Below are 15,841 nucleotides of genomic sequence, written 5' to 3'. Positions count from 1 at the left end.
GGCAGGAGCTCAGAGCCAGGCAGAACAATGCTTTTGGGGACCCGCAACCCTGGGCTCCTGCCTGCGCAGGAGCATGGAGTGGCCTTTTGCAAAGGTCCCGCGAAAGCCGGGGCCCGGTTGGAGCCCGATTTCAGCATCTTGCGAGCGTGCCGATGCTGGGCCCCGGCCTCCGCCGGGGAACAAGGAAGTGACTTTTGCAAAAGGTCCCGCCTGCGCCGGTCGACCGGCACCCGCACCGTCCCCACGATCACCAGCGGCATATTGTTCGCGCTCCCCTACTTGCGCTCCCCCTATTTCCGTTCCCACGCCTTCTGCCCGCCGATCCACGTCTCCTGCACCGTCGTCCGGCGCAAGTCGGCGGGCGTCGCGGTGACGGGGTCGCGGTCGACCACGATGAAGTCCGCCCGCTGCCCCGGCGCCAGGATACCGAATTTGGCGTCGGCGAACCCGGCATAGCTCGCCCCCCCGGTGAAGCCCCACCACGCCTGCTCCCGCGTCACCGCCTCCTGCGGCTGCCATCCGCCCGGCGGCTGGCCCTGCGCATCTTGCCGCGTGAACGCCGCGGCCCAGCCCGCCCAGGGGTCGGGCTTCTCCACCGGAAAGTCGGAGCCGAAGGCCAGCTTCGCCCCCGCCGCCATCACCGATCGCCAGGCATAGGCGCCCGCCAGCCGCGCCGGGCCCAGCCGCGCCTCCGCCATCGCGCGGTCGCTGGTCTGGTGCGTCGGCTGCATCGACGCGACGATGCCGTAGCGGCCGAACGCCGCCATGTCGGCGGGATCGAGCACCTGCGCATGTTCGATCCGCCAGCGCCGGTCGCCCTTGTAGGTCTCCGACAATTCCGCGATCGCATCGAGCACCTGCTTGTCCGCGCGGTCGCCGATCGCATGGACCGCCACCTGATAGCCGTCCATCGCGGCGCGGCTCATCCAGTTCTGCAGCTTGTCGTCGCTCAGGAAGGGCAGCCCGCGCTGCCCCGGCGCATCGGCATAGGGCGCCTTCAGCCACGCCCCGCGCGATCCCAGCGCGCCGTCGGCGTACAGCTTCACCCCCTCCAGCCGCAGGCGGTCGTCGTACAGCCACGGCGTCGGCCCGGTGCCGCCGATCGTCACCGTCGTGTCGATCCCGGCGCCATAGGCCATGATCCGCACGCGCAGCGCGCCGATGTCGCCCATCCGGCGATAGGTCATCCAGTCGTCGACCGAGGTGCCCATGTCCGCGACCGCGGTCACGCCGTAGCCGAGCAGGATCTGCTGCGCCGCCAGGAACGCGGCGGTGCGGTCCTTGGGCCCCACCCTGGGCACCACCCGCTCCATCAGCGCCTGCGCATTGTCGACCAGCACCCCCAGCGGCTTCTCGACCCGCCCGCCCGCCGGGTCCGCGGTCGCCGCGGTGACGCCCGCCGCCTTCAGCGCGGCCGTATTCGCCCAGCCGGCATGGCCGTCGGCGCGCGCCAGCCATACCGGGCGATCCGGCACCGCCACGTCCAGCTCCGCCGCGGTCGGGAAGCGGCCCAGCCCCCATTGCTCCTGGTTCCAGCCGCGCCCGACGATCCACTGCCGCTCCGGGTTGGCGCGCGCATAGTCGCGGATCTTCGCCTGCGCCTCCGCCAGCGTGCGCGTGTCCGACAGGTCGAGCGACAGCGCCGCCAGCCCCTGTTCGATGACATGGCCGTGCGCGTCGATCATTCCGGGCAGCACCACCCGCCCCTTCATGTCCGCGCGCCAGTCGTAGCGCGGGCCGGGGTTCTTCTTCGTCGGCCTGGGCGGCTGCTCGCCGACCGGCACCAGCCGCACGACCTTGCCCTGCGCGTCGATGACGATCGCCTGGAAGCGCACCACGCGCTGGTCGCGGTCCAGCGTGACGCCGCGCAGGTTATCGATCAGCGCATCGGCGGTCGCCGGCAGCGGCGCCAGCGCGAGAAGCGCGGTCAGGCAGCGGAAAGCATGGAAAGCGGACATGGGGTCCGCCATATGGCGGCCGGCGTGGCTTGGCGAGGGGATTGAGATGCGGTTGCGATCACTGGGTACGCTCGTCGCCATCTGGGCCGCATCGGCGGCCGCGGCGCCGAGCGGGTTCGGCTACACCTATCCCGCGGCCGCTGCGCGGATCGCGCCCCTGCGCGCCTGGCTGGAGGCGGATCGCAAGACGCTCAACGCGCGTTTCCTCGCCGACGTGCGCGCCGCGAAACGCGAGGCGAAGAGGGACGGCTACCCCTACCGCGACTGGGACTTCCAGAAGGAATGGTCCGTCGTGACCGAAACGCCGCGCTTCCTCAGCCTCTCGGGCAGCCTGTACACCTTCACCGGCGGCGCGCACGGCGGCACCGCCTCGCTCGCGCTGCTGTGGGACAAGCGCACGCAGCGCCGCCTCGCGCCGACCGCGATATTCACGTCCCCGGCCGCGATCCAGTCCGCGCTCGGCGCCGCCTTCTGCGACCGGCTCGACACGGAGCGCGCGAAACGCCGCGGCGAACCCGTCAGGCGCGGCACCGACACCTTCTCCAACTGCCCGAAGGTGGCGGAGGCGACGCTGATCCTCGGCTCCACCGACCGCCGCGCGATCGACCGCGTCGGCCTGCTGGCGGATCAATATGTCGCCGGACCCTATGCGGAGGGGATGTACGAGGTGACGCTGCCGGTGACGCCGCGGGTGCTCGCCGCGGTACGGCCGGAGTATCGGGCGGCGTTCGCGCTGGGGCGGTAGGCCCATCTCACCCGTGCCCGTCACCCCGGACGTGATCCGGGGTCCCGCTAATTCGCCGACGGTTCGTAAGAAGCGGGACCCCGGCTCAAGGCCGGGGTGACGCACGTTCGTTCCCCGGCGAAGGCCGGGGCCCAGTTGGCGTGGCCTTGCAGCATGTTGCCGACGTCCCCCAGCTGGCCCCCGGCCTCCGCCGGGGAACAACGAGGGGAGTTTCGCAGCGGTCTCAGCCGACCCTCAGCACCCCTACCGCGGCAACCGCCGCACCAGCGCGCTGGTGTCCTGCCGGCTGCCCCCCATCGCCTGCACCTCGGCATAGAATTGGTCGACCAGCGCCGTCACCGGCAGGACCGCGCCGTTCGCCTTCGCCTCCTCCAGCGCCAGCCCCAGGTCCTTGCGCATCCAGTCGATCGCGAAGCCGAAGTCGAAGCGGTCCTGTGCCATGCTCTGCCAGCGGTTGACCATCTGCCAGCTCTGCGCCGCGCCGCCGGAGATCGCCTCCAGCACGCGGTCGAGGTCCAGGTCGCTCCTCTGCGCGAACCGCAGTCCCTCCGCCACGCCCTGCAACACGCCCGCGATGCAGATCTGGTTGACCATCTTGGTCTGCTGCCCCGCGCCCGCCGCGCCGACATGGACGATCCGCGCGGCATAGGCCTCCATCACCGGGCGCGCCGCGGCCAGCGCGGCGTCGCTGCCGCCGCACATGATCGACAGCTTGCCCGCCTCCGCGCCCGCCTGCCCGCCCGATACCGGCGCATCGACCGACAGCGCCCGCGCCGCCGCCAGACGGCGCGCGATATGCGCCGACACGGTGGTGTGGTCGATGAACACCGCGCCCGCATCCATCGCCGCGAACGCGCCGTCCGCGCCCAGCGTCACCTGCTCCAGATCGGCGTCGTTGCCGACGCACGCGACCACCGCCTGCGCCCCCTTTGCGGCGGCGGCGGGGGTTGCGGCGACCGCCAGCCCGGTCGCCTCCGCCTTGCTGCGGGTGCGATTGTAGACGGTGACGTCATGCCCCGCCGCCGCCAGATGCCGCGCCATGGGGGCGCCCATCACCCCGGTGCCGATGAATGCGATCTTCATGGGGGCGAGCTGATAAGCGCTTCGCGGACAACGGGCTAGGGGCCGGGTGTTCCGTTCGCGCGCGCGATCGGCTAGGCGCTCCCGATGGCCACTCAGCTTGCGTCCGCCCCTGCCCTGCCCGTCTCGATCGAGGACGTGCGCACCGCGCATGCCCGCATCGGCGACGCGATCGTGCGCACGCCGACGTTCATCAGCCGCACGCTGTCGCAGATGACCGGCGCGACCGTGTATCTGAAGTTCGAGAACCTGCAATTCACCGCCGCCTACAAGGAGCGCGGCGCGCTCAACACGCTGCTGCAACTCTCCGCGGAGGCGCGCGCGAAGGGCGTCATCGCCGCCTCGGCGGGCAATCACGCGCAGGGCCTCGCCTATCACGCCAACCGGCTGGGCGTCCCCGCCACGATCGTGATGCCGCGCAACACCCCGATCGTGAAGGTGGTGCAGACGCAGGGCCACGGCGCGACCGTGATCCTGGAGGGCGACACGTTCGACGCCGCCTATGCGCATGCCCGCACGCTGGAGGCGGAGCGCGGCTTCACCTTCGTCCACCCGTTCGACGATCCGCGCGTGATCGCGGGGCAGGGCACGGTCGCGGTCGAGATGCTGGCGGATGCGCCCGACATCGACACGATCGTGGTGCCGATCGGCGGCGGCGGGCTGCTGTCGGGCATGGCGACGGTGGCGCGCGCCGCCGGGCGCGAGATCGAGGTCGTCGGCGTCCAGGCGGAACTCTATCCGTCGATGTTCAACCGCATCAAGGGCACCGAGCTTGCCTGTGCGGGCGACACGCTGGCTGAGGGGATCGCGGTGAAGGAGCCCGGCGCGATCACCTCCGGCATGGTGCGCGCGCTGGTCGACGACATCGTCCTGGTCTCCGAACGTTCGCTGGAAAAGGCGGTCAGCCTGCTGCTCCAGATCGAGAAGACGGTGGTCGAGGGCGCCGGCGCCGCCGGGCTCGCCGCGCTGATCGAGCATCCGGAGCGATTCGCTGGCCGCACCGTCGGCATCGTGCTGTGCGGCGGCAACATCGACACGCGGTTGCTCGCCAACGTGCTGCTGCGCGACCTGGCGCGGTCGGGCCGGCTGGCGCGGCTGCGCGTCCGGCTGCAGGATCAGCCCGGCGCGCTCTACAACGTCGCGCGCATCTTCGATCAGGAGCGGGTCAACATCCTGGAGCTGTCGCACCAGCGCATCTTCACCAACCTGCCGGCCAAGGGCCTCAGCCTCGACGTCGAGTGCGAGACGCGCGACCGGGCGCATCTTGACCGGCTGCTCGCCGCGCTGGAGGTCGCCTCGTACGACGTGAAGCTGATCGAGCTCGCCTGAATCCGCTTTTCCGGCGCGCGCGGGGGGATTAATCCTCTTTCGTGGTTAACCGGCTTTTCATGCGCTTCGTCCCCGTGGATACCGCGTTCAGGCGGTGTGGGGGCGTATCGATGACCAAGGATGAGCGGCGGTGACAGCGCCCTTTCGTTTCCCCCGCTTCTTCGTCACCAGCCCGCAGCCGTGCCCGTATCTGCCCGGACGGCAGGAGCGGAAGGTCTTCACCGAGCTGTCCGGCCCCGACGCGACCGAGCTGAACGACGCGCTCGGGCGAATCGGCTTCCGCCGCAGCCAGTCGGTCGCCTATCGCCCCAGCTGCGCGGGCTGCGCCGCGTGCGTGTCGGTGCGCGTCATCGCGTCGCAGTTCCAGCCCAACGCCACCCAGCGCAAGCTGATGCGCCGCCACGCCGATCTGGACGTGAGCGCCTGCCGCCCCTGGGCGACCGACGAGCAATACCAGCTGCTGCGCCGTTATCTGGCCGCCCGGCACCCCGGCGGCGGCATGGTCGGCATGGACGAGATGGACTATGCCGACATGGTCGAGCAGTCGCCGGTCAATTCGGTCATCGTCGAATATCGCGAGCCCGGCACCGGCGGCATGCCGGGGCGGCTGGTCGGCTGCTGCCTGACCGACCGGCAGGCGGACGGGCTGTCGATGATCTACAGCTTCTTCGACACCGATCAGGACGTGCGCCCGGGGCTGGGCAATTTCATCATCCTCGACCACATCGCCCGCGCGCGCGAGGCGTCGCTGCCCTACGTCTACCTCGGCTATTGGGTGAAGGGCTCGGCGCGGATGGCCTACAAGACCCGCTACCGCCCGATCGAAATGCTGGGCCCGCGCGGCTGGACGCTGCTCGAGGAGGAGTGAGGGAAGGCACCCCGGCGAAGGCGGGACCTTTGCAAAACAGGTGCAACGGCATCGGGTCCACGCCGTGCTCCTGCGCAGGCAGGAGCCCTGGGCCCAGCAGAACAACGCCTTATGGGACCTGCAACTCCGGGCTCCTGCCTTCGCAGGAGCACGGTGCAGCCTTTTGCAAAGGTCTCGCGAAAGTTGGGGCTCAGTTTCCGCATCCTACAAGCGTACCGATACTGAGCCCCGGCCTTCTCCGGCGGACAACAGCCCGATGCACGCACGAGCACTCGCCCCACCCCCGCCGTCACCCCGGACCTGTTCCGGGGTCCAGGGTTGCGCGCGCCGACGCGACTTGCCGCCAGGAACCGTGGATGCCGGGACAGGCCCGGCATGACGGATGGGGATGGGGACCGTGCTGAGCGTCCGTGTTCACCGGACCGCGCGCCCCTCAATGCCGCGTCGGCGACGGCTGTAGCGTCAGATCCTCCGCGCGCAGCGGGAACACGGTCGCGCAAAAGGCGCAGTCGACCCCGATCACCCCGTCCTCGTCCGCCATCGACGCGCGCTCGTCCGCGGGAAACTTCGCCAGCACCGAGCGGATATGCTCGATCGTGCAGCGGCACCCGCGCACGATCGGCTGCGCGGCCAGCACGCGGACCTCGCTCTCCTCGTTGAACAGCCGCCACACCAACGTCTCCAGCGGCAGTGCGGTGTCGGTCAGTTCGTCGACCGCGATCGTCCGTCCCAAGGCCTCGACATGCTCCCATTCGGGATGGTCGAGCCGGGTGTGGAGCCGCTCGCGCCCCACCTCGCCCTCGGGCAGGTGCTGGAGCAGCAAGCCGCCCGCGACGCAGCGCCCGTCCGCATCCTTGGCCATGCCGACCCGCACCAGCGTGGGGATCTGCTCCGACTGGTAGAAATAGCTCTGCGCCGCATCCGCCAGCGTATCGCCGTCGAGCGGCACGATCCCCTGATAGCGCTCGCCCGTCGACGCCAGGTCGAAGGTGATCGCCAGATACCCCTTGCCGAACAGCGCGAACAGCGACGGCTCCGCCGGTGCCGCGGCCAGCCGTCCGGCGTCGTACTGGACGTACCCGCGCACCTCGCCGTCGCGGTAGTCGCACACCAGCAGCGTCACGACCCCCGCCTCGGTCTGCGTCTGCAACGTCAGCTGCCCGCTGGGGTCCTTGAGCGTCGCGCCGATCAGCGCGGTCAGCGTCAGCGCCTCCGCCAGCAGCTTCTCGATCGCGGGCGGATAGGCGTGCGCGGCCAGGATCGTGTCCAGCACCGGCCCCAACCGCACCACGCGCCCGCGCGCATGACGGCCGGGAATGGTGAAGCCCAGCGCGCGGTCGAGATCGGGGGTCGTGTCGGTCATGCAGGGATTCCATCAGCCACACATTCGTCACCCCGGGCTTGACCCCGGGGTCCCGCTCACTTCGTGGCGCAGGATAAGCGGGACCCCGGGTCAAGCCCGGGGTGACGACGTAACAGACGTAGCAGAATGTGGGAGCGCCCGGTCGTCCGATCAACCGATCTGCCCGAAGCACCAGCGCAGCACCGCCTTCTGCGCATGGAGCCGGTTCTCCGCCTCCGCCCAGATCAGCGACTGCGCGCCGTCGATCACCTCCGGGGTCACTTCCTCGCCGCGGTGCGCGGGCAGGCAGTGGAGGAACTTCGCGTCCGGCTTCGCCGCCGCCATCAGCGCGGCGTCGACCTGATACGGCATCATCGCCGCCAGCTTCGTCTCGGCATGCGCCTGCCCCATCGAGATCCAGGTGTCGGTGACGACCACGTCCGCCCCCGCCACCGCCTCGCGCGGATCGGATACCACGCGCGCGCGCCCGTTGCCGCGGACGATCGCCTCCTCCTCGGGCTGGAACCCCTGCGGACAGGCGGCGACGACGTCGAACTGCATCAGCCCGGCGGCTTCGACGATCGAGGCGAGCACGTTGTTGCCGTCGCCCAGCCACGCTACCTTCAGCCCGGGCAGCGCCTTGCCGCTCTCGATGATCGTCAGCAGGTCCGCCATGATCTGGCACGGATGCGACGCATCGGTCAGCCCGTTGATGACGGGGACGGTCGCGTGCGCCGCCATCTCCTCCACCTTGGCATGGTCGTCGGTGCGGATCATGATCGCGTCGACGTAGCCGGACAGCACGCGCGCCGTGTCCGCCACCGTCTCGCCGCGGCCGAGCTGCATCTGCCCCGCCTCCATCACGATCGACTGTCCGCCCAGCTGACGGACGCCCATATCGAAGCTGACGCGGGTGCGCGTCGAATTCTTCTCGAAGATCATCGCCAGCACGCGTCCGGCGAGCGGGGCGTCGGCATCGACCTTGCCCTTGGGCCAGCCGCTGCGCGCCTGCTTTCGGGTCAGCGCATCGTCCAGCATCGCGGCGATCGCCTCCGCGCCGGCATCGGAAAGATTCAGGAAATGACGCATCTCGGGTCCTCCCCAGGCTCGCCCGGGGAGGGGGACCGCTCGCGAAGCGAGTGGTGGAGGGGTGGATGCGGCCACCGCTCCGTATCTCCCCCTCCACCAGCTTCGCTGGCCCCCTCCCCGAGCGAGCTCGGGGAGGATCAATGGTTATTCGTCCGCGACGGGCACGTAGACCCGCGCCGCCTCGCTCAGCTTCTCGATGAACTCGGCGACATGCGCTTCCTCGATGTTGAGCGGCGGCAGCACGCGCACGACATTCTCGCCCGCCGACACCAGCAGCAGCCCGTGATGGTCGCGGCAATGCGCCACGAAGCGGCGGCTGTCGCTGGTCAGCTTGATCCCCAGCATCAGCCCGTGCCCGCGCACCGAATGGAACAGGTGATCGTGGTTGGGGATCAGCTGCTCCAGCGCGGAGCGCAGCCGCTCGCCCATCTGCGTGACATGGTCGAGGAACCCGTCGCCCTGGATCACGTCCAGCACCGCCTCGCCCGCCGCCATCGCCAGCGGGTTACCGCCATAGGTGGAGCCGTGCGTCCCCGCGACCATCCCCTTCGCCGCTTCCGCGGTGGCGAGGCAGGCGCCCAGCGGGAAGCCCCCGCCGATGCCCTTGGCCGACGCCATGATGTCCGGCACGATGCCGTACAGCTCGTGCGCGAACAGCTTGCCGGTGCGGCCATAGCCCGCCTGCACCTCGTCCAGCACCAGCAGCAGGCCATGCTCGTCGCACGCCTTGCGCAGCCCCTGGAGGAACTCCATCGACGCCGGGCGGATGCCGCCCTCGCCCTGGATCGGCTCGACCAGGAAGCCGGCGGTGTTGCCGTCGATCAGTGCGAGCGCACCCTCCAGGTCGTTGAACGTCGCGTACTTGAAGCCCGGCAGCAGCGGCTCGAACCCGTCGCGCATCTTCGCCTGGTTGGTCGCCGAGATCGCGCCCAGCGTCCGCCCGTGGAAGGCGGTGTCGAAGGTGATGAGGTCGTGCCGCTCCGGGTTGCCGTTGGCATAGTGATAGCGGCGCGCGGTCTTGATCGCACACTCGACCGCTTCCGCGCCCGAATTGGTGAAGAACACCGTATCGGCGAAGGTCGCATCGACCAGCCGCTGCGCGAAATGCTCGCCCTGCGGGCTGCCGTACAGGTTGCTGACGTGCATCAGCGTCGCGGCCTGATCCGCGATCGCCTTCACCAGTGCCGGATGGCCGTGCCCCAGCGCGTTGACCGCGATACCGGCGGCGAAGTCGAGATACTTCTCGCCGCGCTCACCATAGAGGTACGCCCCCTCCCCTCGGACCGGCCGCACATCGCACCGCGGATAGACGGGCATCAGCGCGGGAACGGTTGCGGCGACGGACACGGGGCAGTCTCCTCCTGAAAAGAGCAAGGGCGACCCCAAACGGATCGCCCGAGATGCGCTGATACCGGCAAAGCGGCGCGCGAATCAACACCGCGCCGCGGTGCCGCCGCGGAATGTTCAAGTCAGATCGGGCGCGATGTCGAAGCGATCCTGCCCCGACGGATCGAATGAAACCGAAGCGGGCATCACGCGCACGCCATCCCTGCCGGCGCCGGGATACAGCATGTCCTCGCTCGCGACCGCGCGCTCGGGCATCGCATAGCCCGCCGTATAGATCGGGTTGATCCCCGACACCGCATATTCGCCCGCCATCGCGCCGCTACCCAGACTGAGCGGGATCCCTGCGGCCAAGGTCAGCAGGATCAAGGTCTTACGAGAACCAGCACGCATTGCCGCCTCCTCCTGTCCCCCGTGCCGCGGATAACAGGGGCGACGACGAACGGTTCCCGGCGAGCGGTGAGGCGTTCCACCGCCGGTGCTTGGGCGCCCCACCCCACCCACCGCCGTCACCCCGGCCTCGAGCCGGGGTCCCGCCTCCTCTCGCAAAGATTGCCTGAAAAAGCGGGACCCCGGGTCAAGCCCGGGGTGACGACAGAGAGGCCACCCCGCCACCGCCCGCATCGACCGGCAAAGCTATGCTTCCCCATCACCTCACAACATCCGTCATCCCCGCGGAGGCGGGGATCCAGACGCGCAGGTCGTCGAAGGATCCGAAACGTCGGCGTTTCCGGATTCCCGCCTTCGCGGGAATGACGCTGCCTGGACGCCCTACCCCACCACCGCGCGCGCGATCAGGTCGCGCTGGATTTCGTTCGACCCGGCATAGATGCTGCTCGCGCGGTTGTTGAGATATTTGGGCATCGCCACCGCGATCGCGTCGGGCGCGTCCTCCGCATCGCCCGTCCACCCCGCCGCCACGTCCAGCGCCAGGTGATCGATCCGCTGCGACGTCTCGCTTCCCAGCACCTTGAGCATCGACGGCCGCACCGCCGCCGAAGGGCCTCCGCCCGCCAGCGCCGCCAGCTCGATCGCGCGCAGCCCGGCGACCGCCACCTCCTCGCGCGCGAAGCGCTCGCGGTTGGCGGCATCGTCCCACCAGCCGGTCGCCTGCGCCGCCTCGCGCACCAGGTCCAGCCACGCCGACAGCGACGGCGCGTAGCGCCCGCCGCGCTCGAACGTCAGCAGGTGCTTGGCGACGGTCCAGCCGTCGTTCTCCTCGCCCAGCCGCCCCGCCACGGGCACGCGCACGTCGTCGAAGAATACCTGGTTGAACTCATGCTCCCCCGCCAGCGTCAGGATCGGGGAGACGGTGATCCCGGGCAGGTCCATGTCGAACAGCAGGAAGCTGATCCCCTGCTGCGGCCGTCCCTCCGTCGCGGTGCGCACCAGGCAGAAGATGCGGTTGGCGAAGTGCGCGTGCGTGGTCCAGATCTTCGACCCGTTGAGCACATAATCGTCGCCGTCGCGCACCGCGCGCAGCCGCAGCGCGGCCAGATCCGACCCCGCGCCCGGCTCCGAATAGCCCTGGCACCACAGATCCTCGCCCGACAGGATTCGCGGCAGCAACGTCGCCTTCTGCTCGGGCGTGCCATAGTGCATGATGACCGGCGCGACCATCTTCAGCCCCTGCGGCGGCAGCGAGGGGGCGTGCGCCCGCGCCGTCTCCTCCGCGAAGATGTGGCGCTGCACGTCGCTCCACCCCGGCCCGCCATATTCCTCCGGCCAGTCAGGTGCCGCCCAGCCTTGAGCGTGCAGGATCGCCTGCCACGGCCGCGTCACGTCGGGGTGGAAGAACACGCTCGTCGCGCGCCGCCCCGCACGCGCCAGCTCGGGCGGCAGCTTCTCGGCCAGAAAGGTGCGCACCTCGTCGCGAAAGGCACGGTCGGCGGGGGTCAGCAAGGGCTCCATAGGGTGCAGGATGGCGCGGCGGCGGTGCCGGCGCACCTGACGCAGGTGTCAGGGCGCGCCACGTCGCCTCCCCGTCACCCCAGCGTCCCCACGAAGCCGTGCCCCGTCGCCAGCTGGATCATCCGCGCGCGGGTCGCCGCGCCCAGCTTGTCGCCCGCGTTGCGCAGGTGGAAGCGGACGGTCGATACCGACAGCGTCAGGATCGTCCCGATCTCGGCATTGGTCTTCCCCGCCGCGGCCCAGCGCACGCATTGCGCCTCGCGCGCGGACAATTGCTGGAGCGGCGCACGGTGCCGCGGCGCGGACCATTCCGCATGCGCCGCCAGGAAACGGGTCGCGGCGGCATACATCTCGCCCCCCCGCGCCGCGAAGACCGCCGCGACATCGCCCGGCACCTCGTCGGCCCATACCACCGCGCCCAGCCGCCCGCCGGGCAGGTGGACCGGCGCGACGATCGCCGCCGCCACCCCGGTGCGCGGCGTCACCTGCGCCAGGTCGACGCCGTCGAGCAGCCGCGTCGCGCGCCATGTCCCCACGCGCCCCTCGCGATACCAGAACGGCTCCGCGATCAGCCGCGCGGCATGGAGCAGCGTCGCCTCCAGCGCGAGGCGGCGGTTGCGCCAGTAATCCGCGTCGCGCGCGATCCAGCGGAAGCGCGCCGCGAACGGCCGACCGTCGCGGTCCGCCATCGCCCCCGGATCGCCCAGGTCGCTCTGCGCGGCGAGATACGGCAGCTCGGCCGCGACGCCCAGCGCCGCCACCTCGTCCGCCAGCGCGTCCACCTGTGTCCAGGCGTGATCGTCGTCGCCCCTCGCCATCGCCGGAACATGTCCCGAAGCGGCTATTTACGCAAGCACGTAAACGCTTGGGGGCGGCCCGCGGCTTTGGTATCGAAGTGGGCATGACACGGGGGAAGGCGCGCGCCACGGCGCCGCAGGAGGGATCGCGGACGTCGGCGGACGTGCTGCTGGACGCGGCCGGCGCGCTGATGGCGGAGCGCAATTCGGTCGACATCACCTTTACCGACATCGCCGCGCGATCGGGGCTGAATTCGGCGCTGATCCATTATCGCTTCGGCGGAAAGGCGGGCCTCTTCCGTGCCTTGCTGGAACGCGACGCCGGCGCCACCTTCCCCCATCTGGAGCGGCTGGTGGCCGCCGACCTGCCCGCGATCGACAAGCTGACGCATCATATCCACGGCGTCATCAAGGTCTATTTCCGCCACCCCTATATGAACCGGCTGATCGCCGCACTGGCGGTGGAGACCGATTCGGACACCGCGCGCTTCATGTCCGAGCGGTTCACGCGCCCGCTCGCCGCGGCGCAGCGCGCCATCCTGGAGCAGGGCGAGCGCGAGGGCGTCTTTCGCGCGATCGACCCGATGCTGTTCCATTTCTCGCTGATCGGCGCCTGCGACTATCTCTTCACCGCGCGCCACGCGCTGAAATGGGCGTTCGGCGTGGGCGCGATCGACGACGCGCTGCGCCGCCGCTACGCCGATCACATCACCGCACAGCTGCTGCACAGCGTCCTGAAAGCACCGATTCCTTTTACATCCATTTAATCGGGTTGATTTACGCGCCCGCGTAAGCGATCCTCGGCATCGACAAGCGGGTAAACCGCGTCGACCGGGAGGATGGGATGAAGGGTACGACCGTATCGCTGCTGACGCTGGCCGTCGTGCTGGCCTCGGGGCTGGCCTCGGGACTGGGCGCGACACCGGCCTGGGCACAGGACGCCGCCAACGCCAACGACGCGGGCACCACCGCGCAGGACCAGCCCGCGACGCCGTCGTCGCCCGGCGCCTCCTCCAACGTCGATCCGCGTCGCCCCGCGCAGGCGCCGTCCGACAGCGGCATCGCCGACATCGTCGTCACCGCGCAGAAGCGCGAGCAGAACCTTCAGGACGTCCCCGTCGTCGTCTCGGTGCTGAACCAGGCGCAGCTGGAAAGCGCGGGCGTGCGCGACATCAAGGACCTGCAGACGATCACGCCGGGCCTCAACGTCACCTCGTCCACCAGCCAGGCGCAGACCTCGATCCGCATCCGCGGCATCGGCACGGTCGGCGACAATCCGGGGCTGGAAAGCTCGGTCGGCACGATCATCGACGGCGTCTATCGCGCGCGCTCCTCGGTCGCGTTCGGCGATCTGGGCGACCTGCAACGCGTCGAGGTGCTCAAGGGACCGCAATCGACGCTGTTCGGCAAGAACATGTCCGCGGGCGTCATCAACGTCGTCACCGCCGCGCCGTCGTTCACCCCGAAGGCGGAGTTCATCGCCAGCTACGGCAATTACAACGCCTGGACCGTCTCGGGCAGCGCCACGACGGGAATCGTCGACGACAGGCTGGCGGTCAGTGTCTTCGGGCTGAAGCGCGAGCGCGACGGCATCATGACCGTCCGCACGGGCGGCGGCCCGCGCACCAACACCCGCGATGCCGACGTCGACAATTACGCGCTGCGCGGCCAGATCCTGGCGCGCCCGATCGACGGGCTCGATATCCGCATCATCGGCGACTATTCGAAGCGCGACGAGAATTGCTGCGTCAACACGGTGCTGATCGCGGGGCCCACGCGCGCCTTCGTCGATGCGCTGTCGCCGGACGAGGGGCTGTTGCAGAACGGCCGCCCCTATACCCGCATCGCCTATGCCAATCGCGATACGCCCAACGTCATCACCGACTGGGGCGTGTCGGGGCAGCTCGACTATGACCTGGGCGGCGACTTCTCCGCCACGTCGATCACCGCATGGCGCTATTACAAGGGCGCATTCGGATCCGACATCGACTATTCCTCGGCCGACATCTGGTACCGCCCGATCGAGCAGAACCAGAACACCTTCAACGTCTTCAGCCAGGAAGCGCGTCTCGCCTACAATGGCGAGCGGCTGAAATCGATCGTCGGCGCCTTCTATTCGAACGAGCGACTGTTCTCGGAGGCCGGCACGCGCTTCGGCCGCGACTACGAGAATTATTTCGGGCTGCTGCTGTCGGCCGGGGCGAACCGCAATACCGTCTCCGCCCTGACCGGGCTGCCGGCGGGGCAGAATTTCATCCCCGATTCCGGCGCCTACGATCGTCACTTCCACAAGGCGGTGTCGTTCGCGGCCTTTACGGAGAACACGCTGACGCTGACCGACGGCCTCGATGTCACGCTGGGGCTGCGCTATTCCGATGAGGTCAAGAACGTCACCTCGATCTTCTCGAACCTGACCCCCGGCAACGCCTGCCGCGCCGCGCTTTCCCGCCCGATACCGGCCGCGGCGCGGACCGCGCTGTGCGCCCCCACCGCCGATTTCGCGTTCGACAACGTGACCACGCAGCAGCGCCGCACGGAGCGTCGCTTCAACGGCTCCGCGAAGGTGCAATATCGCTTCTCGCCGCAGGTCATGGTGTACGGCTCCTACGCCAACGGCTTCAAGTCGGGCGGCATGAACCTCGACCGCGCGCGTTTCAGCCCCGGCGTCATCAACCCCGATACGCAGTTCGACACCGAAAAGGTCGACGCCTATGAAATCGGCACGAAGACGACGCTGTTCGACCGCCGCGTGCTCGCCAACCTGGCGGGCTTCTATCAGCGCTATACCGGGTTCCAGCTCAACACCTATACCGGCATCAGCTTCCTGGTGGCGTCGATCCCGGTCGTGACCAGCAAGGGCGTCGATTTCGACTTCCTCTGGAACACCGGCGTCCAGGGGCTGACGCTGAACGCCGGCGCGACCTATGCCGATACGAAATTCGGCAATTTCACGCCCCCCGCCGGGATCAGCGCGCGGCTGCCCGGCAACACCCTGCCCTATGCGGCGAAATGGAACGTGACCGGCGGTTTCACCTCCACCCAGCCGGTCGGGGCCGGACTGGAGCTGACGTCGAGCGCGTCGGTGAAGTGGACCTCGTCCTACAACACCGGCTCCAACCTCGACCCGCTCAAGATCCAGCAGCCGTTCGCGCTGGTCAACGCGCGGCTCGGCATCGGGCCGGAGAGCAAGGCCTGGTCGCTCGAAGTCTGGGGGCAGAACCTGACCAATGCGGAATTCACGCAGGTCGTCGTCGATCAGCCGCTGCAGTCGGGCACCTACGGCACCTTCCTCGGGCCGCCGCGCACCTATGGCGTGACCGGCCGCGTGCGCTTCTGAAACCGACGTTATCTCGCGCGCAGCGGAGCCATCCGGCCTCG

Annotated in this window: 13 protein-coding genes; 5 read left to right on the top strand and 8 right to left on the bottom strand. The window is 69.6% G+C overall.

Features of this window, described 5'->3' with window-relative positions; all coding sequences use genetic code 11:
• Positions 1-290: 290 nt before the first annotated feature.
• On the bottom strand, positions 291-1,958 hold the full coding sequence (locus PGN23_RS05135) for an amidohydrolase (RefSeq protein WP_335301754.1): 1,668 nt from the start codon (positions 1,956-1,958) through the stop codon (positions 291-293).
• 46 nt (positions 1,959-2,004) lie between these two features.
• Between PGN23_RS05135 and PGN23_RS05130 the strand changes: the two genes are divergently transcribed.
• Complete coding sequence (locus tag PGN23_RS05130; protein WP_335301753.1) at positions 2,005-2,703, top strand: DUF4163 domain-containing protein; 699 nt, start codon at positions 2,005-2,007, stop codon at positions 2,701-2,703.
• Between the two features lie 243 nt (positions 2,704-2,946).
• Here PGN23_RS05130 and PGN23_RS05125 read toward each other — a convergent pair whose 3' ends face one another.
• On the bottom strand, positions 2,947-3,936 hold the full coding sequence (locus PGN23_RS05125) for an NAD(P)-dependent oxidoreductase (RefSeq protein WP_335301752.1): 990 nt from the start codon (positions 3,934-3,936) through the stop codon (positions 2,947-2,949).
• Here PGN23_RS05125 and PGN23_RS05120 point away from each other — a divergent pair.
• Both PGN23_RS05120 and PGN23_RS05115 read left to right on the top strand, forming a co-directional pair.
• Complete coding sequence (locus PGN23_RS05120; protein WP_335301751.1) at positions 3,871-5,112, top strand: threonine ammonia-lyase; 1,242 nt, start codon at positions 3,871-3,873, stop codon at positions 5,110-5,112. The two genes, PGN23_RS05125 and PGN23_RS05120, sit on opposite strands and share 66 nt — an antisense overlap.
• Positions 5,113-5,242: 130 nt before the next feature.
• Positions 5,243-5,980: an arginyltransferase gene (locus PGN23_RS05115; RefSeq protein WP_335301750.1), complete on the top strand. Its 738-nt coding sequence runs from the start codon at positions 5,243-5,245 to the stop codon at positions 5,978-5,980.
• A 433-nt stretch (positions 5,981-6,413) separates the two neighbouring features.
• Here the strand turns inward: PGN23_RS05115 and hslO are convergent, their stop codons facing one another.
• From hslO to PGN23_RS05085, 6 genes are all read right to left on the bottom strand, one after another.
• Positions 6,414-7,343, bottom strand: a complete 930-nt coding sequence (gene hslO / locus PGN23_RS05110; RefSeq protein WP_335301749.1) for an Hsp33 family molecular chaperone HslO — start codon at positions 7,341-7,343, stop codon at positions 6,414-6,416.
• Between the two features lie 150 nt (positions 7,344-7,493).
• Positions 7,494-8,411: an ornithine carbamoyltransferase gene (gene argF, locus PGN23_RS05105; RefSeq protein WP_335301748.1), complete on the bottom strand. Its 918-nt coding sequence runs from the start codon at positions 8,409-8,411 to the stop codon at positions 7,494-7,496.
• 144 nt (positions 8,412-8,555) lie between these two features.
• On the bottom strand, positions 8,556-9,728 hold the full coding sequence (locus tag PGN23_RS05100; protein ID WP_335302083.1) for an aspartate aminotransferase family protein: 1,173 nt from the start codon (positions 9,726-9,728) through the stop codon (positions 8,556-8,558).
• A gap of 147 nt (positions 9,729-9,875) precedes the next feature.
• Positions 9,876-10,124, bottom strand: coding sequence for a hypothetical protein (locus tag PGN23_RS05095; protein ID WP_335301747.1), 249 nt, complete (start codon positions 10,122-10,124; stop codon positions 9,876-9,878).
• Positions 10,125-10,526: 402 nt separating this feature from the next.
• A complete protein-coding gene (locus tag PGN23_RS05090) occupies positions 10,527-11,666 on the bottom strand; it encodes an acyl-CoA dehydrogenase family protein (RefSeq protein WP_335301746.1) in 1,140 nt (379 codons plus the stop codon).
• 74 nt (positions 11,667-11,740) lie between these two features.
• Positions 11,741-12,484: a helix-turn-helix transcriptional regulator gene (locus tag PGN23_RS05085; protein WP_335301745.1), complete on the bottom strand. Its 744-nt coding sequence runs from the start codon at positions 12,482-12,484 to the stop codon at positions 11,741-11,743.
• A gap of 83 nt (positions 12,485-12,567) precedes the next feature.
• Between PGN23_RS05085 and PGN23_RS05080 the strand changes: the two genes are divergently transcribed.
• Both PGN23_RS05080 and PGN23_RS05075 read left to right on the top strand, forming a co-directional pair.
• Positions 12,568-13,230 (top strand): TetR family transcriptional regulator, encoded by a 663-nt coding sequence (locus PGN23_RS05080; RefSeq protein ID WP_335301744.1) that lies wholly within the window; start codon positions 12,568-12,570, stop codon positions 13,228-13,230.
• Between the two features lie 77 nt (positions 13,231-13,307).
• Entirely contained in the window at positions 13,308-15,800 is a 2,493-nt protein-coding gene (locus PGN23_RS05075) for a TonB-dependent receptor (protein ID WP_335301743.1), read from the top strand.
• Positions 15,801-15,841: the final 41 nt, after the last annotated feature.

It is taken from the genome of Sphingomonas adhaesiva, from assembly GCF_036946125.1.
GTDB lineage: Bacteria > Pseudomonadota > Alphaproteobacteria > Sphingomonadales > Sphingomonadaceae > Sphingomonas > Sphingomonas adhaesiva_A.
The sequence above is the reverse complement of the archived record's forward strand: the minus strand, read 5'-3'. Positions and strand labels throughout refer to the sequence as shown.